Genomic DNA, 15,103 nt, shown 5'->3' with positions numbered 1-15,103 from the left:
GACCCCCACTCCCCCCGGGGACCAGGCCGTCAAGCTGCGCCGGACCACCACCTCACGAGCCGCCGGGCCGCCCGCTGTGTCCCGATCACCGCGGGCGCCCCGGCATCCACCACACGAACGAAGGGGGCGAGCGTGGATCTCCAGCATCTCACCGCGCACCAGCCAGCCGAAGCCGTCCACGACGGCCAGAAGACCGTCATCTGCCCGACCTGCCGCACGCCGTTCCCGTGCGAGGTCAACACGAGCACGACCCGGGCGATGATCCGGCCACTGCCCGAGCTGACCCCCACCGAAAGCTCGACCCTCCACGTGCTCGCCGGCTACATCGCGGCCGCCGGCCGCCCGCCGCTGCTGCGCGAGCTGGCCGCCGCCCTGAACACGCCCCGCGGCACCGTGCGCGGCCGAATCGACCGGCTCGTCACGAAGGGCTACATCACCCGCGAGCCGCGCATCGGCCGCGGCCTGCGCATCGTGAGCGGGGTCATCTGATGGCACGCGAGCACGCGCGGGTCTTCACCCGCATCTGGTCCGATCTGGACTGGCGCAAGCTGCCGCCGCTCGAGCAGCGCCTGTACTTCCTCCTGCTGTCCCAGGGCAACGTCACGCAGGCCGGTGTGATGCCGCTGCAGGTCCGCAAGTGGGCCAAGGGATCCGATTACACCACCGAGGAAGAGATCGCGGCGACGCTCGCCTCCTTGGCCGAGCACCGATTCGTGGTGGTCGACGAGGACACCGAGGAGGTGCTGATCCGCTCGTTCATCCGCAATGACGGCGTGCTGAAGATCCCGAACGTGTTCAAGGCCGCGCTGAAAGCCGCCCTCGCCGTGGAATCGCCGAAGCTGCGGAAGGCACTCGCGGCCGAGCTCCGGCGGCTGCGTCGCAAGGACGCGAACACTGTTGCTGACGAACTGTTCCCGATTGAATCGGTAACCCCTCCCGAACCTATCCCGAACAGTTCGCGAATCAATCCCGAACCCGTAAAGGATCGCGACGAGTTCCCGGAACCCCGCGGGGAAGGGGTAGGGGTAGGGGAAGGGGAACCTCTTGCAGGTGGTTCAGTTGGGGGGTCGCGCACGCCCGCGAGCACGTACCCGCGCGAGGCGCCCCCCACCGAGCAACGCCCACCTGCCCGGTGCCGCAAGCACCTCGACCACGCCGACCCTCCGCCCTGCCGCGGCTGCGCCACCGCCCGCGAAGCCGCCGAAGCCTGGGACGCCCAGCAGCGCCACGCCCACCACGACGCCCGCTCCGCCGAAGCCCGCCAACGCGCCGCCGACCGAGCCGCAGCCATCGCCAACTGCGCCCTGTGCGACCCCGCCGGCTACATCGGCACCCAGCTCTGCGACCACGACCCCGACGCCACCGCCCGCGCCGCCCGCGGCCGCGCACTCGTCGAGGCCGAACTCGCCGCACGCCGCACCACCGCCACCCAGGAGACCACGTGACCCTCCCCGGCTACCTCGAAGCCATCTCCGCCGACTGGGAGACCTACTCGCCCATGCCCCGCACCGCCGTCGTCCGGCTCCTCGAGCTCATGTGCGAACTCGCCGGCAACCGTGCCCTCGCCACCGCCGGACCCGCCATCGTCGACGCCTGGGGCATCCAAGCCGCCATCGGCAACTGGGACACCCAGACCGCCATGCAGGCCGTCCGCGACTTCCACGCCCGCCGCCCGCGTCCGGTCTGGCCCAACGGACCCGACGCAGGCCAACCCCGTCACATCCTGCCCAGCGACATCACCGACTTCATCCAGCGCGCCCGGAAGGAGGCCTCGTGACCAACCCGGACCTGCCCTGCCCGCACGAGCGCTTCGAAGCCACCGTCGTCGTCCACCGCCTCACCGCCACCGACGGCAACCAGGTCGACGGCTTCACCACCGACATCCGCATCCACTGCGCCGACTGCTCCGAGCCCTTCCGCTGGATCGGGCCACCCGCCGGCGTCTTCCCCGACCGCCCCGGCGTCAGCGTCGACGAAACCGAACTGCGCGCACCCATCCGCCCCGCATCCTCCGACCCAGACTTCGGCCTCGGATTACCCGGATTTGCCATCCAGGCAGTTCTGCGGGAGGAGCCGTGACCGTGCACGAGCGCGACTGCGCGCCCTGCGACGCCGCCGTGAAGATCACCGACGAACTCGCCGCGCTCTGGGATCCGAACGACAACTGGACCGAACACCCCGCGATCGCGTCCCCCGGCATGAGCCTGTGGGAGGAAGTCGCGAACCTCGCCGCCGAGATCCTGCACCGCTACCCGCTCGGCGGCGCCCCGCGACGGGTTGACCCAAGACGCCTTGACCAGCGAGGCCCGGCATGACCCGCCGCAAGCCCCGAGGACGAGACGGGCGCTTCGGCCTCTTCGACAACCAGCCTGGCGCGAACGACGCCCCGGCCGAGATCCAGGACAACCCGCTCCTCAGCCCGTGCAGCCACTGCAACGCCACCGTCCGCCAGCCCTGCACCCGCCCCGGACCCCGCGGCACACGCATCCCGTTCAAGGGCTTCCACGACGCCCGCAAGCAGTCCGCGCCCGCCTGACCCATCGACCCGCCCCACCCAGGAACAACCAGACGAGGAGACGACCACCGATGCCTGAAACCGAGCGCTTCCACCTCGGACACCTGCTGTCGATCACCACCGGAGTCATGCTCAGCCCGGACGGAGTGGGCGGCATCTACCGGATCATCGACCACATCACGGGCCAGCCGCACATGACGCACCAGCTGCCGCGGGCCGCCGAGGAGATCGCGCCCTACCTCACCGAGCAGCACCCGTGGCTCGCCGACATCACGTGCGGCGGGTTCGACAGCGAGCCGGCCTACCACGCCTGGATGGATGAGCAGGTCGCCCGGTACGGCGAGTGGCACGTGGTGACGCCGATGCCGCCCGGCCAGTACATGGGCCGGGACCCGTTGGAGGAGCTCCGCGAGATGGCGCCCGGCGTGCCGATCATCGCCGTCGAGGTCCCCGAGGGGACGGGTGACGCTCGATGACCACCCACAACGACCACCGCGACCAGCTCGCTCGCGAAGGTGCGGAGATGCAGGAGGGAGTAACCCTGCTGGCCGATGCGCTCCTCGGCGAGGTCGACCTCTACCAGAACCGCGACGAGGACGACGCGCTCCACGCGGTCGGTGTGGCAAACCGGCTCTTCGCCGCGCTCGCTCGGGCGGGCTGGCGGATGCAGGGGGCCGCCGAGGGGCTCGATGCCGAGGCGCGCGCGGACGGCTCCCATGACCTCGCCCTCGAAGCCCGCCGCGAGGACGCCTGGAACGCCTACCGCGAGGCGTACCTCGAATTCCAGCGTGAGGTGCCGCAGTGGCGGGCGTTCTTCACCCTCCACCACCAGCACGCTCTGGGCGCTGCGCTCAAGGCATACGACCCGCACGAGCGGTTCGCCGACGAGACCCCGGCCAGGCAGGGGGCCGCAGACGACGACACCACCCGCCTCCGCGCCGAGGTCGAGCGGCTAAACCGGCAGATCTCGACGATCAAAGCCCACTACCAGCGTCGCTGTGACAACCTCACCCGAGCCCGCGACGAGCGCCAGGCCCGCATCGACAAGGCCGTCGAAGCGTGGCACGACGCCTCGGTGCCAATGGGTGCCCGTCTGGTGCGCATCCTCGGCGCTCTCACCCAGGTGTCCCAGCCACAGCCCACCGAGGACTCCTGCCGCGCCTACGAGGTCGACGGCGAACCGGTGCGCGTGCACGGCGGCGCGCCGATGAGCGCAGCGGGGCAGGAAGCCCTGGCCGAGGTCGTGCGCGCCGCGAAACGCCGCCTCGAAGCCGACAGCTCGAAGCCGCAACCGGGCCCGTGCGGCAGCCCCGACGCTGCGTGCGGTGCGCGCGGCGGGTCGGCGCGCTGCGGCGTCTGCACAGACCTCGACCAGGCCGAGGTGTCACAGGAAGGCCCCCAGCAGTGACCCGAGCCACCGCGCACCGCGCTCGCAAGGAACGCCGCTGCTCCGACTGTCGCCGCACCATCAAGCCCGGCGAGGTCTACGTCCGCCACGTCGCGAGCCCCAACGACCCGGATGTGGGCAACGAGGGCTGGTGGCGGCTCAGCGAGTGCGCCGACTGCGCCCGCCGCTGCGGACGCGGCGAGCTGATCGAAACGAGGGCCGCCGCATGACCGACCCAACCCCCACCCCCGCCCGCGAGTGGGCCTACCGCTACGTCGACAACCCGCCCGGCAGTTACAGCGGCCCCGTCAGCGAGCAGTTCGCCCGCAACCGCGCCGCCAACGACCTGTCCGTGATCGTCCTGTACCGCGATAGCCCGGACGGCGCCTGGATCGAAGTGGACCAGGACGCTCGGCTCCGCGCCGAGAACGAGCTGCTGCGCTGGCTCCACGCCGAAGCGTGCTGGCACCGCGAGGAGATGGCGCGCGCCACCGCGCTCCTCCTCGTCGCCCAGCGTGACGGCCTCGCCGAGGTGCTGGGCCTGTCGGCCAGGCTGCCGATGGACGCGTTGCTCCGTCAGGTGCGGATGCTGCGCAAGGCCGCCGCCGCCACCCGGCACCACCAGCAGCAGCACGCTGAAGCCGTTCGCGAGCTGGAGCGCGTTCGTGCCGACCGGGACGCTCTGCTGAACGACCGGGCGAGGATACGGGACCTGTGGGAGCACGGCCAGCTGCACGACGCCATCGCGGCGATGGGCTTCAACCCCGACGAGCTCCGTGATCCCCGGCCGGCCGGAACCGGACCGTGCCCCACCTGCCGCCGCTACCCGAACGGCACACGGTGGGAGCCACAGCCGGGCGAGCTCGTCACCGGCAACGCACGGCACCCCTACGACCCGGACCCCGTCGGCAAGTACATCGAGACCCGCGCGGGCACCGCGATCATCGACACGGTCGAGCAGCAGCGCAAGATCCACGGCTTATCCGTCCTCGGCGCCATGTCCTACGTCGACGCCCACACCCTGCGCCCCGTCGCTGAACGCGACCCCATGATGGGCGCCGAGGTGGCGCCGCACGACCCCGAGATGCACGCCACGGAGATCGGGCGCATCAACTGCGACACCTGCAACCCGCCGCTCCCGCCCGCGCAGCCCGCAGGCCAGCCGCGGTGACCGGCCGGCGTATGGGCCGCGGCCCGGCCCTGGGCTACGTCTCCGCGGTCGCCGCCCTCTTCCTCGCCGGATGCGACGGCGCCACCCCGCCCGACGCCCAGTACGGCGCCGTCTGCGTCGACCAGGCCACCGGGACCCGGCTCGACGACGACGCCTGCGGCGACTGGGACGACACCGGCAACGCCAGCACGCCGGGCATGTTCTTCCTGTGGGTGCCGATGTCCAACGGCGCCACCGTGATCCCGCCCGTCGGGTCCCGCGTCCCCGCGAACGTCGGCATCCGCAACGTGCCCTCCGGCGCGCCGGTCGCGAAGGGCATGCCGAAGACCGGGGGATCGGTCTCGTCCATCCAGCGCGGCGGGTTCGGCGTCAAGGCCGGCACCACCGGCGGCACCGGCGCGAAAGCCGGCGGGAGCGCCGGATCATGAACCCGGCATCGGCGGATCACGCGCAACCGGCCCGGATCGCGGGCCGGTTGCGCCGTGGAGCAACGCAAGAGGGGCCCGGCGACACTCCGGCCGCCAGGCCCCTCCTCGACCCCGCTCAGGCGCTCTCAGCCCTTCGCGGGCTCCGGACGCGCGGCAGCCTCCACAAGGGACCGCGGGAACGCCCACGACTTGCCGATCCGGAACGCGCCATACCGGCCCTTCTCGGCGGCCTGACGGACCGCCTGCTCGGACACCCGAAGCAACTCGGCCGCCTCTGCCACGGACGCCAGCGGCGGGATCGTTGGCTGCTCCTGCCGGTCCTGGAACTCGGCGTCCGTCATCGCCTCGACGTAGACCGGCGTGTGCCAGCCAAGGCCGGCGCGCTTGATCAAATCCGGGACGACGAGGAACGCGAGATCCGTCGCCTGCCGCAGCACCTCGGCCTGCAGCGTCAGCTGCACGCTGAGCCAGCCGGCGCTCGACGGCGACCGCGCCCAAGCGGCGTGGTAACCTGCGCCCACTTCGGTGAGCGCGTCGAGCTGCTCCTCGGTCAAAGTGTCGATCTGCAGGTCGACTGCGACGTTCACGGCGAATTCCGCCATGGCTTCTGGCTCCTTCTGTGGGCGATACTGGGGTCGGCCCCGGCCAGCCACTCTCTGGCCGGGGCCCTCACGTCACCTCGGGGGCGGCCAGATGAAGCCCGCCCGCCGCAGCGCCGCGATGAAGTTGCGGATCGCCCGCCGGTCACCCGGCGTCCCCGAGTACGTGGCGATGAACTCGCCGTCTCGGTAGACAGCTGGGTGGCCTCGCTTCGTGGTCCGAACGTCGAACCCTTGCTGCTTGGCCTCCCGGAGGACCTTCCGCGCGTCCTTGTCCATCTTCCCTCACCTCCTTTCGTTTACGCAAGAAGGATAGCACAGGAGCTTGCGGTTGCGCAAGCGGCGAGGCGCGCTGATATGTCTACTACCTGCGTATACTACATCGTACGACGAGATGATCTTGGCGAATTTAATTGCGTAAACGAAAGCAGTGGCGCTATGGTGGACACACCCCACCCACCAACCACCCAGGAGGTCCAGATGGCCACCACCACCGACCAGGCCGGCGCCCGCGTCGAGGAAGGCGACTTCGTTCGCTACCACGGCAGCAAGGCCGCCCGGTGCCCGGTGACGCTGCTCAAGGTCACCTTCGTCGGGCGTGACGGCCGCATGAACCTCGCCGACGAGGGGGCCTTCCCCGTTCGTCTCACGGGTGTCCGACCGGCGAGCGTCACCCGCGACTGCTGATCACCCGTCGCCGCCCGGCGGTCCGGGCGGCGACCCTCCAGAAAGGACACCGAAGTGACCGAACTTGCTACCGAAAATGCCGGCGAATATGCCAGCTCCCTGGCGAGCGGCCACAGCCCGGAGGACGTGGTCGCCACCGTGCTCGGCCTCGTGCACGACGCCCTCTGCCACCGCTGCGGTGACACCGGCACCGGTTTCGACATCCGCAGTGCCGACCTCGACAAGGTTCGCACCGCGCTGCGCCAGACCTACCCGCACGGCCTCGTGCCCGCCGGCCCGCGCGTGCTCCCGGCGACCCGCGAAGACCTGGCCGAGTTTTTCGGCGACATTCGTCTGCCGAACGGGGCAGGCGCGACGGGGATCTTCGTCGAGCACGCCCTCCGCGTGCACGCCGAGTATTCGCAGCGCCGGCCCGTGCTGCTCGTGATCGACGCGGACTGCCCGAACTGCGGCTGGGGCGAGCGCACTTTCGATCCCGAACGGCAGCTCTTCGGCTGCTCGAAGTGCACCTACACCTCGACGGAGCGCAACGCATGACCGCGACCGACCCGGACCGGGACCTGGAGGTCGCGCTCTACTCTGCGCGGATCGCCCGCGTCCTGCCGAACGGCGCGGCCGAGACCGCACGCGCGATCGGTTGGGAACCGCGGCGCGCCTTCGTGCAGCACCTGGTGTCCGGAGCGATCGGCGTCGTCCTCGTCCAGCACTCCGCCACCGAGTGGACCGCGGACTTCGGCGCCGGTCCCAGCCGGTGCGCCGCGCCCGACTGTGAACCCTGGGAGCCGGCCGAGGTGTCAGCGGCATGACGACGCTCCCGCACCACGAGGCAGGGGACTGGCCCGACGTCGGCAACGACGAAGTCCCGTGCTGCATGGGCTCCGCGCAGCACGGCGCCCGCGGCTGCACCTGCTGGCAGCCCGTCTACGACCTCGCCCAGATGCCGCCCCGCGCCGAGCTGGAGCCCGACACGCGGGCCAGCATGTGCGACGGCTGCGCATACCGGCCACGCTCGCCCGAGCGCACCGGCGACCCGGACGCCGCGGCCGACCTCGACGACCTGCAACGGCTCGCCGCCACTGGCCGGCCGTTCTGGTGCCACGAAGGCATGCGGCGCCCGATCGAGTGGCGGCACCCGTCCGGCGCGACCGTGCCCGGCTCGCCGCTGGACTACCAGCCTCTGTTCGTCGAGGGGGTGCCGTACCGGGCCGACGGCAGCCCGGCCGCACGGTGTGGCGGGTGGGCCGCGTTCCGGCGCAAGCACGAGCAGCGGGCGGGGGAGCGGTGACCGCGCAGCTGGTGTTCGAGGTCGACGTGCCGCTCGTCGTCCAGCCCACCCGCGCGCGGTCCCGGAAGCGGCCGGTGACGAAGCTGCCCGCCGGCAAGCCGCTCACCCTCAACCAGAACCACAACCGGTTCGCCCGCGCGAAGCTCGTCGAGCAGATCCGCGAAGGCACCGGCTGGGCCGCGCTCGCCGCGATGCGCCGCCACCGCGTCGGCCGCCAGGACCACATCACGGTGCAGCTGCACTACCGGCCCGGCGACGGACGCCGCCGCGACACCGACAACCTCATCGCCTCCCAGAAGCCGGCCGTCGACGGGCTCGTCGACGCTGGCCTCATTCCCGACGACAACCGCCGCCACCTCACGTGGTTCGAACCCGAGATCCACACCGACCGCGGTCCCCGCCGACTGTGGCTCGAAATCCGGCTCGACCAGCCCCCGGCTTGAAACACTGACCGAAGGAGGTTGACATGCCCACCAACAGCGACAACCGGTCCGCTGACGAACAGATCGCCTCGGAAGAGGTCCGCACTGCCGTCGTCGACCTCAAGCGCCAAGGCAAGACGTTCCAGCAGATCGGTGACGAACTCGGCTTCACCAAGCAGCGCGCTCACCAGCTGTACTGGGAGGCTATCCGCGAGACCAAGTTCGAGGCCGTCGCCACCTACCGGGCCGCCGAGCTGCACAAGCTCGACGCGATGGAACGCGCCGTACAGGGCGTCCTCGACCGCGAGCACGTCGTGGTGTCCCACGGCCGCGTGGTGTGGGCACAGGACCTCGTGCTCGACGAGAGCGGGCACCCGAAGCGGGACGACAAGGGCGAGCTCGTGATCCGCTACGGGGCGCCGCTGGTCGACGACGGCCCGCTCCTCGAAGCCGTCGACCGGCTCCTGAAGATCCAGGCCGCCAGGCGCGCGATCCTCGGCCTCGACACGCCCGTGAAGCAGCAGATCACGACTGACCAGACCGTGAAGTACATCGTTGAGGGCGTCGACACGGAGGCGATGAGGTGACCACGGCGGCCGCGGGTTGCCGCTCGTCGACGGGAACGACATCAGCAGCTGGGACGATGATCCCGATCAAGACCAGGGCCCACCAGGAGCGATAGTGCCGAACCTCGATGTGATCCTGACCGGCAGCTTCACCCTCGCTGCCGGCCTTGGCGGGGTCTGGCTGACCCAGCGCCACACCGCAGCCGAAGCACGCCGAACACGCGCAGAGAGCCGGCGCGCCGAGCAACGCGAGCTCATCAGCGAGGTTCTCACCGTCGGCAGGGCCAAGCTCGACGCCGCGTTGCTGCTCCTTCCCGCCATCGGGTCCTTCACAGAGAAGGACCACCGTGAGTTCATGGATACCGACAGCGGGAAGGGGATGCGCGAGGCGAACGAGCGGTTCATCCGCGCGCTCGTCACCGCGAACTTGCAGGTTGGGGACGCGGGGTTGCTGAACGCCATCGCGAAGGTCAAGGCGCTCAACGACGACTTCGCCAGCAAGGTCATGGGGCCGGCGCTGTGGAAGGACGGCCCCGGATGGCAGGAGGGCATGCCGCATGCCCTTGCGTTGGGCGCCGCGCTCGATGACCTGGAATTCGAGGCTGCCGCCCTGATGCGCGTCCCGGTGGCGCTTCCCGACCCTGCGCTGGTGCGCGCCTGGCGCTGGCTCGGGGAGCCCGGCCGGCTCGGGCGGGCAGTCAGATGGCCGGGGCACCAGCTGAACCGGCTCTACCGCTGGTGGTTCGCGATGGACCCCAGACCGAGACGATGACATCTGCTGCCGCGACCTCGATGGAAAGGCTGATGTTGGCTCATGACCGATTCGTTTGACAGTGCGACCGCGCGAGGAACCTTGCGAGTCCTCCAACTGGCGCACGACCGCTGGCAGGACGTGTGCGCGAGGCTTCATGGACTGAAGTTCGAGGACCTCGACGGACGAGAAGAGGTCGCACATGTCGTGCGTGGCCCTGCCGTTGAGACTCTGATGTGGGCTCGTGGTCTTGACGATTTCTGCCGCGGCATGCCCAAGAACGGCCGCGCGACACAGGCCGTGCTCGATGGCTACGAAGCTGGTCGCGAGCATTTGTCCGGCCTCGTCGACGGTGCTCGCTATGCGACCAACCGCTCGGTGCACCAGTTGCTCGCGCTGATGCGACCGCTCGGGGCATTCGTGCTGCCGATGAAGTTCCCCTTCGGGTTCGACCACTTCGGGGGCGTGAAATGGCTGCACGAGCAGCACTTACCTCCCGCGGACCAAGAGCAGCCCGGCCAGGGGCGGCTCCGCGTCGCCTATGTCAACCATCTGGCCAGTCGTGATGTCGGGCCGACCCTGGATGCGCTGCGCGCCTGGTTCGAGCAGCAGCTGGCGTAGGAAGGCGGTTACCGAGTGGACATCCCAGCGCTGATCGCGTTCCTCCGCGCCCGCCTTGCCGCGCTGGAAGCTCGTGCGGAGCACCTCCACGACGGGGAAGGCTGCTCAGCGCATTCCGAGTTCTCCTGGGGCTACGAGTACGACCCGCAGGACTGCGACTGCGGCGAACCCGACCGGGCACGGGCCCACGTGGAAGCGACGCGGCGGAGAATCGACTGGTGCGCCGAGGTCCTCGGTCGGCGCGACCTGTCCAATTACGGCCAGTTCGGCGCGCTCAAGGACGACCCCGACGCGCTCGCCGTCACCCTGGCGGTCGAGATCCTTCGCCTCGAAGCCCTGCCCTACGCCAGCCACTACGACTACCGCGAGGAGTGGCGCCCATGACCGACGAGTCCAAAGGCAGCGTCGTCACCGAACACGCGATCATGATGTCCGGCGGCGGGATGCACGTCCGCAACCCCGGACCTGACACCGAGCGCATCTACCCGCTCAAGACGTGGATCGAGCACCAGCAGCGCGACGGCGGCAAGGTGTACCGGCGGCGCGTGATCGTGATCGAGGACTGGACAGAGGTGTCTCATGGATGACCTGATCGCGTTCTTCCAGGCCCGGCTCGACGACGAGCAGCGACTGGCGGAAGCCGTGTCGCGCGAGACGACCGAGCCGAACTGGTCTGCGGGAGACCTCAACCTGAGCGACTACGTCACCACGGCGGAACATGGCAACCCTGTCGTGGTCGGGCCGTACAGCGGCTTCATGAGCTGGGAGATGCGCCAGTACATCGCCCTCCATGATCCGGCGCGCGCGCTGGAGGATGTGGCGGCCAAGCGGCGCGTCATCGAGGCCTACGAGAAGGTGGTCTTCGAACAGAAGGTGCGCGCCAATCACCCTGGCGAAGACCTCGCGAGCATGCAACAAGCCCTTCGGCACGCGATCAAGATCCTGGCCCTGCCGCACGCGGCGCACCCGGACTACTGCGAGGTGTGGCGGCCGTGACCGCCGAAGTGGTTGAGCTGTTCGGCGGCCCGAATGACGGCGCCGTGAGCATCGCCCCGCCCGGCGGCGACGGGCTTCCGGTGTCCGACCTCGTCGTGCCGCTCGACGGCGGCCGGCTGGAGTTCTACATCCGCACCACCCGCTCCGCCACCACCCGCCGGTGGCGCTACCAGTTCGTAGGAGCCGCATGATGACGCAGCCCGAGCCGTTCGACGAGAAGCGGTACGAAGCGCTGATGACCCAGCAGCCAATCCGCTTGGCTCCCGACGTCACGCCCCCGGCCGTCCACAAGGCCGAGGGCGCGGCCGTGCGGTGCGCGACCCGGGACGCGGTGCTCGTGGCCGACGACTGGCGCCTGGTCAACTGCGCCAACTGCCGCGCTTCGGCGCCGCCTGCGGGGAGCCGCTGATGCTCGGCCGCCTCCGTGACCAACTGCGGCAGCTCGTGCTCCGGCACACCCGCGTGTTCGTCTTCGTGCCCTTCGACGCGACGAACGAGGATTGCCGCGCGCTCCGGGCCGACTACGAGGCCAGGTTCCCTGGCGCACGCGTCCAACTGATCGATGACATTGACAGGAGGTTCCAACCGTGAAGGTGAAGCCCGGCACCGCCCGCCGCCTGGGGCTCCGACAGCCGGCGCCGCGTCCCGTCGGCGTCCTGGAGCTGCAGCACGAACTGACCCCGGCCGAGATGGCCGAGTTCGCCCGCCAGTTTGCCGACGCCATCGGGACGGGGCAGCCCCGCGTGGTGATCTTCGGATGACGCGCCTCCTGAGATGATCAGGGCCTGGGAGACGAGGGAGACCGAATGCAGCTGAGTGCCGGATGGATCCCCTGGGGCATGGACGCCGACACCTTCGGCGCCTGGGGGCAATGGGCAGGCGCGATCGCCAGCGCCGCCGCCGTCATCGTCGCGCTCGCGATCGCAATCCGCGACGCCCGTGCGCGAACGAGCGAGCGAGCCGATCGAGAGCGGGCGCAAGCGCGGACGGTTACCGTCGACGTCCGGAAGCTCAATCGGGCCGGGTCCTCTCACCCGGCACTGCCTTTTCATGTCGGGTGGACGGCGTTGATCGTCGAAAACCACGGCACCCTGCCAGTCACCGAGATCACGCTGACGCGCCTCGTCGCGACCGTGGAGGGCAAGCAGACGGAGTGGGACCTTCGCTTCGACAATGCGGGCATCTCTTCATCCGCTCTGCCGTACCGGTTGGGCAGAGTGCTTGGGCCAGGCGAGATGGGCGACTACGGATCCCTCGTTGAGCCCCTTGACGACGAGACCTCGAGAAGTGTTGATCCTGGAGAGGTCTTCGCCGAGGTGACGTTCGTCGATGCGGAGGGGTTGCGGTGGTCGCGGACCACCGAGAACCGTGAGCCGCAGAGGATCATCGAGAAGTGACCGCGGCCGCTGTCGTCGAGCACCGCTACCGGCCGCGCGGGGCGGCGAAGCGGCTCCTCGCCTGCCGCGACTCGGAGGTGCTGCTCTCGGGCCCGGCAGGCACCGGCAAGTCCCGCGCGTGCCTGGAGAAGCTGCACCTGATGTGCCTGCTCAACCCGGGCATGCGCGGTCTGATCGTCCGCAAGACCCAGGTGTCGATGACCAACACCGCCCTGGTCACCTTCCGCGAGCACGTCGCCGCCGAGTCCATTGCAGCCGGCCACGTCCGCTGGTTCGGAGGCTCCCAGCAGGAGGCCGCCTGCTACCGGTACACCAACGGCAGCGTGATCAACGTCGGCGGGATGGACAAGCCGACCAAGATCATGTCCTCGGAATACGACATCGTCTACGTCCAGGAAGCGATCGAGCTCACCGAGACCGACTGGGAAGCCATCACCACCCGCCTCCGCAACGGCAAGGTGTCCTTCCAGCAGATCATCGCCGACACCAACCCCGACACCGCCACCCACTGGCTCAAGAAGCGGTGCGACAAGGGCGTCACCACCATGATCGAGTCCCGGCACGAGGACAACCCCGTGCTGGTCCGGGAGGATGGCACCCGCACCGAGGTCGGCGAGGCCTACATCTCCAAGCTCGACGCACTTACCGGCGTCCGGCGACTCCGCCTGCGCGACGGGCTGTGGGTCGCCGCCGAGGGCCAGATCTACGAGGACTGGACCCCGGCGATCCACCACATCGATCGGTTCGACATCCCCGACGACTGGACCCGCTGGTGGAGTGTGGACTTCGGGTTTACCAACCCGTTCGTTCTGCAGTGCTGGGCCGAGGACCACGACGGCCGCCTCTACCTCTACCGGGAGATCTACCGCACCCGCCGCCTGGTCGAGGACCACGCCAAGGACATCCTGCGCATCGTCGCGCCCGAGGGGGAGTGGCGGGAGCCCCGGCCGCGCGCGGTGATCTGCGACCATGACGCCGAGGACCGCGCCACACTGGAGCGCCACCTCGGGCTCGGGACGGTGGCAGCGAAGAAGACCGTCTCGGATGGGATCCAAGCCGTGCAGGCCCGGTGGCGCCTGGCCGGCGACGGTAAGCCCCGCCTGTTCCTGCTGCGCGACTCGCTCGTCGAGCGGGACCCCGAGCTGGAGGCCGCGGCGAAGCCGCTGTCCACAGTGGATGAGGTCCCGGGGTACGTGTGGGACGTGTCCGAGGGGAAGCCGCCGAAAGAGACCCCGGTCAAGGAGAACGACCACGGCGTCGACGCGCTGCGGTACATGGTCGCCGAGCGGGACCTCGGCGGCCGGCCCCGCGTGCGGTTCCTCGGCGGGTAGCTGGGGCCTACCGCTTCGCGAGCCACCGCCTGATGGTCATTCGGTCAACGCCGGCCGTGTCTGCAAGGTCGACTTCGGACCAGCCGGCCTCGGACGCCGCAATCACTGCGGCGCGCAGCGCGTCCGTGTGCCGCTCGACGTCGCGAAGTGCCTGCCTCCGTTGTGCGCCAAGGCTCTGCACGGTGCTGCTGAAAGCCGCGTTCACGTCGACGAACGGCGCGCTCTCTCCTGCGGCTGCGGCGAGCTTCTTGAGGAGCTCATCGCTGAGCGTGTCGAAGCCTCGCACCTTGTGCGACATGCCCGCGAGGAGAGTCTGAATCGCCTTTGAAGTGGGGGAGTTCTTGGCGATGGCCTCGAGTTGAGTGGATAGGGACTGCATTGCGGGAACCTCGTGGCGAGCCGCCATGTCGCGCATGCGGGCCGCGAGTTCGGCCTGTGCCTTGGTGGGAGGCAAGCTCGGAATGTTGATCTTCGGAACGGTCTGCTCGGCGAGTTTCCTGAGGGCCTTGAGAGTGGGCTCCGAGAGCCCTTCGAAATCCGTCATGTAGATGATGCTACAGCAAATGTAGCGCGGTCTACAACGGGCCAGCCTGGACCGTCGGCAGGTCGCATGTACACCTATTCATCTGTTTAGGTGAATAGATATTCAGTTATCCTGCTGACGTGATCGCTCGGCTCATCGCCCTCCTGCAACCTCTGGTGAGCCGTGCTGCGCCCGCGGTCCTGTCGCTGGTGGCGCTGGTCTGCCTCGTGCTCGCTGCCTTCTGGCAGTTCGGCGGGCCAGCAGGTCTCGTGGCAGTTGCCGCGGCGTGTTTCCTCGCTGAGTGGCGCATGGTCGAGCCGAAGCCTGCTCGTCTGGACAGCCGCCGGTGAGGGGCTTGCTCGCGCCCCGGCCGCGTAACGACAGCCCTGTCCCGCTCGCCCCCCGCCGCGCGATGGGCTTCGGC

32 protein-coding genes are annotated in these 15,103 nt (G+C 69.7%); 29 read left to right on the top strand and 3 right to left on the bottom strand.

Features of this window, described 5'->3' with window-relative positions; genetic code table 11:
• The first annotated feature begins 132 nt into the window (after positions 1-132).
• The 11 genes from ABZ215_RS13740 to ABZ215_RS13690 are packed head-to-tail and all read left to right on the top strand — an operon-like array spanning position 133 to position 5,501.
• Complete coding sequence (locus ABZ215_RS13740; protein ID WP_354949739.1) at positions 133-489, top strand: MarR family transcriptional regulator; 357 nt, start codon at positions 133-135, stop codon at positions 487-489.
• On the top strand, positions 489-1,445 hold the full coding sequence (locus tag ABZ215_RS13735; protein ID WP_354949738.1) for a hypothetical protein: 957 nt from the start codon (positions 489-491) through the stop codon (positions 1,443-1,445). The genes ABZ215_RS13740 and ABZ215_RS13735 overlap by 1 nt, the downstream gene beginning before the upstream one ends.
• Entirely contained in the window at positions 1,442-1,777 is a 336-nt protein-coding gene (locus ABZ215_RS13730) for a hypothetical protein (protein ID WP_354949737.1), read from the top strand. The genes ABZ215_RS13735 and ABZ215_RS13730 overlap by 4 nt, the downstream gene beginning before the upstream one ends.
• Positions 1,774-2,079 carry a hypothetical protein gene (locus ABZ215_RS13725; protein WP_354949736.1) on the top strand — a complete coding sequence of 102 codons (306 nt, stop codon included), beginning with the start codon at positions 1,774-1,776 and terminating at the stop codon, positions 2,077-2,079. Before ABZ215_RS13730 ends, ABZ215_RS13725 begins: the two co-directional genes overlap by 4 nt.
• Positions 2,076-2,315: a hypothetical protein gene (locus ABZ215_RS13720; protein ID WP_354949735.1), complete on the top strand. Its 240-nt coding sequence runs from the start codon at positions 2,076-2,078 to the stop codon at positions 2,313-2,315. Before ABZ215_RS13725 ends, ABZ215_RS13720 begins: the two co-directional genes overlap by 4 nt.
• On the top strand, positions 2,312-2,536 hold the full coding sequence (locus ABZ215_RS13715; protein ID WP_354949734.1) for a hypothetical protein: 225 nt from the start codon (positions 2,312-2,314) through the stop codon (positions 2,534-2,536). The genes ABZ215_RS13720 and ABZ215_RS13715 overlap by 4 nt, the downstream gene beginning before the upstream one ends.
• Before the next feature lie 50 nt (positions 2,537-2,586).
• Positions 2,587-2,991, top strand: coding sequence for a hypothetical protein (locus ABZ215_RS13710; RefSeq protein ID WP_354949733.1), 405 nt, complete (start codon positions 2,587-2,589; stop codon positions 2,989-2,991).
• Entirely contained in the window at positions 2,988-3,923 is a 936-nt protein-coding gene (locus tag ABZ215_RS13705; protein ID WP_354949732.1) for a hypothetical protein, read from the top strand. Before ABZ215_RS13710 ends, ABZ215_RS13705 begins: the two co-directional genes overlap by 4 nt.
• On the top strand, positions 3,920-4,132 hold the full coding sequence (locus tag ABZ215_RS13700; protein WP_354949731.1) for a hypothetical protein: 213 nt from the start codon (positions 3,920-3,922) through the stop codon (positions 4,130-4,132). The genes ABZ215_RS13705 and ABZ215_RS13700 overlap by 4 nt, the downstream gene beginning before the upstream one ends.
• Positions 4,129-5,073, top strand: coding sequence for a hypothetical protein (locus tag ABZ215_RS13695; RefSeq protein WP_354949730.1), 945 nt, complete (start codon positions 4,129-4,131; stop codon positions 5,071-5,073). Before ABZ215_RS13700 ends, ABZ215_RS13695 begins: the two co-directional genes overlap by 4 nt.
• Positions 5,070-5,501 carry a hypothetical protein gene (locus ABZ215_RS13690; RefSeq protein ID WP_354949729.1) on the top strand — a complete coding sequence of 144 codons (432 nt, stop codon included), beginning with the start codon at positions 5,070-5,072 and terminating at the stop codon, positions 5,499-5,501. Before ABZ215_RS13695 ends, ABZ215_RS13690 begins: the two co-directional genes overlap by 4 nt.
• A 125-nt stretch (positions 5,502-5,626) precedes the next feature.
• Here ABZ215_RS13690 and ABZ215_RS13685 read toward each other — a convergent pair whose 3' ends face one another.
• Complete coding sequence (locus ABZ215_RS13685) at positions 5,627-6,103, bottom strand: helix-turn-helix domain-containing protein (RefSeq protein WP_354949728.1); 477 nt, start codon at positions 6,101-6,103, stop codon at positions 5,627-5,629.
• 72 nt (positions 6,104-6,175) lie between these two features.
• Complete coding sequence (locus ABZ215_RS13680; RefSeq protein ID WP_354949727.1) at positions 6,176-6,379, bottom strand: hypothetical protein; 204 nt, start codon at positions 6,377-6,379, stop codon at positions 6,176-6,178.
• Positions 6,380-6,580: 201 nt separating this feature from the next.
• On the opposite strand from ABZ215_RS13680, the gene ABZ215_RS13675 reads away from it, so the two are divergent.
• The 17 genes from ABZ215_RS13675 (at position 6,581) to ABZ215_RS13595 (ending at position 14,156) form a co-directional block, all read left to right on the top strand.
• The gene (locus ABZ215_RS13675) at positions 6,581-6,787 is read left to right on the top strand and encodes a hypothetical protein (RefSeq protein WP_354949726.1); all 207 of its coding nucleotides are present in this window, start codon (positions 6,581-6,583) and stop codon (positions 6,785-6,787) included.
• Between the two features lie 54 nt (positions 6,788-6,841).
• Positions 6,842-7,324, top strand: coding sequence for a hypothetical protein (locus ABZ215_RS13670; RefSeq protein ID WP_354949725.1), 483 nt, complete (start codon positions 6,842-6,844; stop codon positions 7,322-7,324).
• Positions 7,321-7,593, top strand: a complete 273-nt coding sequence (locus ABZ215_RS13665) for a hypothetical protein (RefSeq protein ID WP_354949724.1) — start codon at positions 7,321-7,323, stop codon at positions 7,591-7,593. Before ABZ215_RS13670 ends, ABZ215_RS13665 begins: the two co-directional genes overlap by 4 nt.
• A complete protein-coding gene (locus ABZ215_RS13660; RefSeq protein ID WP_354949723.1) occupies positions 7,590-8,072 on the top strand; it encodes a hypothetical protein in 483 nt (160 codons plus the stop codon). The genes ABZ215_RS13665 and ABZ215_RS13660 overlap by 4 nt, the downstream gene beginning before the upstream one ends.
• Complete coding sequence (locus ABZ215_RS13655; protein WP_354949722.1) at positions 8,069-8,515, top strand: hypothetical protein; 447 nt, start codon at positions 8,069-8,071, stop codon at positions 8,513-8,515. Before ABZ215_RS13660 ends, ABZ215_RS13655 begins: the two co-directional genes overlap by 4 nt.
• 23 nt (positions 8,516-8,538) lie before the next feature.
• Positions 8,539-9,081 carry a hypothetical protein gene (locus ABZ215_RS13650; protein WP_354949721.1) on the top strand — a complete coding sequence of 181 codons (543 nt, stop codon included), beginning with the start codon at positions 8,539-8,541 and terminating at the stop codon, positions 9,079-9,081.
• Between the two features lie 94 nt (positions 9,082-9,175).
• Positions 9,176-9,832, top strand: coding sequence for a hypothetical protein (locus tag ABZ215_RS13645; protein ID WP_354949720.1), 657 nt, complete (start codon positions 9,176-9,178; stop codon positions 9,830-9,832).
• A 42-nt stretch (positions 9,833-9,874) separates the two neighbouring features.
• A complete protein-coding gene (locus ABZ215_RS13640) occupies positions 9,875-10,432 on the top strand; it encodes a hypothetical protein (protein WP_354949719.1) in 558 nt (185 codons plus the stop codon).
• A gap of 15 nt (positions 10,433-10,447) precedes the next feature.
• A complete protein-coding gene (locus tag ABZ215_RS13635; protein ID WP_354949718.1) occupies positions 10,448-10,816 on the top strand; it encodes a DUF6221 family protein in 369 nt (122 codons plus the stop codon).
• Positions 10,813-11,019, top strand: coding sequence for a hypothetical protein (locus ABZ215_RS13630; protein WP_354949717.1), 207 nt, complete (start codon positions 10,813-10,815; stop codon positions 11,017-11,019). The genes ABZ215_RS13635 and ABZ215_RS13630 overlap by 4 nt, the downstream gene beginning before the upstream one ends.
• Positions 11,012-11,428, top strand: a complete 417-nt coding sequence (locus ABZ215_RS13625) for a DUF6221 family protein (RefSeq protein ID WP_354949716.1) — start codon at positions 11,012-11,014, stop codon at positions 11,426-11,428. Before ABZ215_RS13630 ends, ABZ215_RS13625 begins: the two co-directional genes overlap by 8 nt.
• On the top strand, positions 11,425-11,619 hold the full coding sequence (locus ABZ215_RS13620; RefSeq protein WP_354949715.1) for a hypothetical protein: 195 nt from the start codon (positions 11,425-11,427) through the stop codon (positions 11,617-11,619). Before ABZ215_RS13625 ends, ABZ215_RS13620 begins: the two co-directional genes overlap by 4 nt.
• Positions 11,616-11,837 carry a hypothetical protein gene (locus ABZ215_RS13615; protein ID WP_354949714.1) on the top strand — a complete coding sequence of 74 codons (222 nt, stop codon included), beginning with the start codon at positions 11,616-11,618 and terminating at the stop codon, positions 11,835-11,837. Before ABZ215_RS13620 ends, ABZ215_RS13615 begins: the two co-directional genes overlap by 4 nt.
• On the top strand, positions 11,837-12,019 hold the full coding sequence (locus ABZ215_RS13610; protein WP_354949713.1) for a hypothetical protein: 183 nt from the start codon (positions 11,837-11,839) through the stop codon (positions 12,017-12,019). The genes ABZ215_RS13615 and ABZ215_RS13610 overlap by 1 nt, the downstream gene beginning before the upstream one ends.
• The gene (locus ABZ215_RS13605) at positions 12,016-12,189 is read left to right on the top strand and encodes a hypothetical protein (protein WP_354949712.1); all 174 of its coding nucleotides are present in this window, start codon (positions 12,016-12,018) and stop codon (positions 12,187-12,189) included. The genes ABZ215_RS13610 and ABZ215_RS13605 overlap by 4 nt, the downstream gene beginning before the upstream one ends.
• Before the next feature lie 45 nt (positions 12,190-12,234).
• A complete protein-coding gene (locus ABZ215_RS13600; RefSeq protein ID WP_354949711.1) occupies positions 12,235-12,825 on the top strand; it encodes a hypothetical protein in 591 nt (196 codons plus the stop codon).
• Positions 12,822-14,156, top strand: coding sequence for a phage terminase large subunit (locus ABZ215_RS13595; protein WP_354949710.1), 1,335 nt, complete (start codon positions 12,822-12,824; stop codon positions 14,154-14,156). Before ABZ215_RS13600 ends, ABZ215_RS13595 begins: the two co-directional genes overlap by 4 nt.
• A 7-nt stretch (positions 14,157-14,163) precedes the next feature.
• Here the strand turns inward: ABZ215_RS13595 and ABZ215_RS13590 are convergent, their stop codons facing one another.
• A complete protein-coding gene (locus tag ABZ215_RS13590) occupies positions 14,164-14,700 on the bottom strand; it encodes a hypothetical protein (protein WP_354949709.1) in 537 nt (178 codons plus the stop codon).
• Positions 14,701-14,819: 119 nt separating this feature from the next.
• On the opposite strand from ABZ215_RS13590, the gene ABZ215_RS13585 reads away from it, so the two are divergent.
• Entirely contained in the window at positions 14,820-15,029 is a 210-nt protein-coding gene (locus tag ABZ215_RS13585) for a hypothetical protein (protein WP_354949708.1), read from the top strand.
• Positions 15,030-15,103: the final 74 nt, after the last annotated feature.

The sequence above is a fragment of the Amycolatopsis sp. NPDC006131 genome, from assembly GCF_040614175.1.
Lineage (GTDB): Bacteria > Actinomycetota > Actinomycetes > Mycobacteriales > Pseudonocardiaceae > Amycolatopsis_E > Amycolatopsis_E tucumanensis.
The sequence above is the reverse complement of the archived record's forward strand: the minus strand, read 5'-3'. Positions and strand labels throughout refer to the sequence as shown.

Coding starts and splice junctions, on each gene's coding strand:
- ABZ215_RS13735 (WP_354949738.1), top strand. CDS start 489: ATGGCACGCGAGCACGCGCGGGTCTTCACCCGCATCTGGTCCGATCTG.
- ABZ215_RS13715 (WP_354949734.1), top strand. CDS start 2,312: ATGACCCGCCGCAAGCCCCGAGGACGAGACGGGCGCTTCGGCCTCTTC.
- ABZ215_RS13710 (WP_354949733.1), top strand. CDS start 2,587: ATGCCTGAAACCGAGCGCTTCCACCTCGGACACCTGCTGTCGATCACC.
- ABZ215_RS13705 (WP_354949732.1), top strand. CDS start 2,988: ATGACCACCCACAACGACCACCGCGACCAGCTCGCTCGCGAAGGTGCG.
- ABZ215_RS13695 (WP_354949730.1), top strand. CDS start 4,129: ATGACCGACCCAACCCCCACCCCCGCCCGCGAGTGGGCCTACCGCTAC.
- ABZ215_RS13685 (WP_354949728.1), bottom strand. CDS start 6,103: ATGGCGGAATTCGCCGTGAACGTCGCAGTCGACCTGCAGATCGACACT.
- ABZ215_RS13680 (WP_354949727.1), bottom strand. CDS start 6,379: ATGGACAAGGACGCGCGGAAGGTCCTCCGGGAGGCCAAGCAGCAAGGG.
- ABZ215_RS13675 (WP_354949726.1), top strand. CDS start 6,581: ATGGCCACCACCACCGACCAGGCCGGCGCCCGCGTCGAGGAAGGCGAC.
- ABZ215_RS13665 (WP_354949724.1), top strand. CDS start 7,321: ATGACCGCGACCGACCCGGACCGGGACCTGGAGGTCGCGCTCTACTCT.
- ABZ215_RS13660 (WP_354949723.1), top strand. CDS start 7,590: ATGACGACGCTCCCGCACCACGAGGCAGGGGACTGGCCCGACGTCGGC.
- ABZ215_RS13650 (WP_354949721.1), top strand. CDS start 8,539: ATGCCCACCAACAGCGACAACCGGTCCGCTGACGAACAGATCGCCTCG.
- ABZ215_RS13640 (WP_354949719.1), top strand. CDS start 9,875: ATGACCGATTCGTTTGACAGTGCGACCGCGCGAGGAACCTTGCGAGTC.
- ABZ215_RS13630 (WP_354949717.1), top strand. CDS start 10,813: ATGACCGACGAGTCCAAAGGCAGCGTCGTCACCGAACACGCGATCATG.
- ABZ215_RS13625 (WP_354949716.1), top strand. CDS start 11,012: ATGGATGACCTGATCGCGTTCTTCCAGGCCCGGCTCGACGACGAGCAG.
- ABZ215_RS13615 (WP_354949714.1), top strand. CDS start 11,616: ATGATGACGCAGCCCGAGCCGTTCGACGAGAAGCGGTACGAAGCGCTG.
- ABZ215_RS13610 (WP_354949713.1), top strand. CDS start 11,837: ATGCTCGGCCGCCTCCGTGACCAACTGCGGCAGCTCGTGCTCCGGCAC.
- ABZ215_RS13600 (WP_354949711.1), top strand. CDS start 12,235: ATGCAGCTGAGTGCCGGATGGATCCCCTGGGGCATGGACGCCGACACC.
- ABZ215_RS13590 (WP_354949709.1), bottom strand. CDS start 14,700: ATGACGGATTTCGAAGGGCTCTCGGAGCCCACTCTCAAGGCCCTCAGG.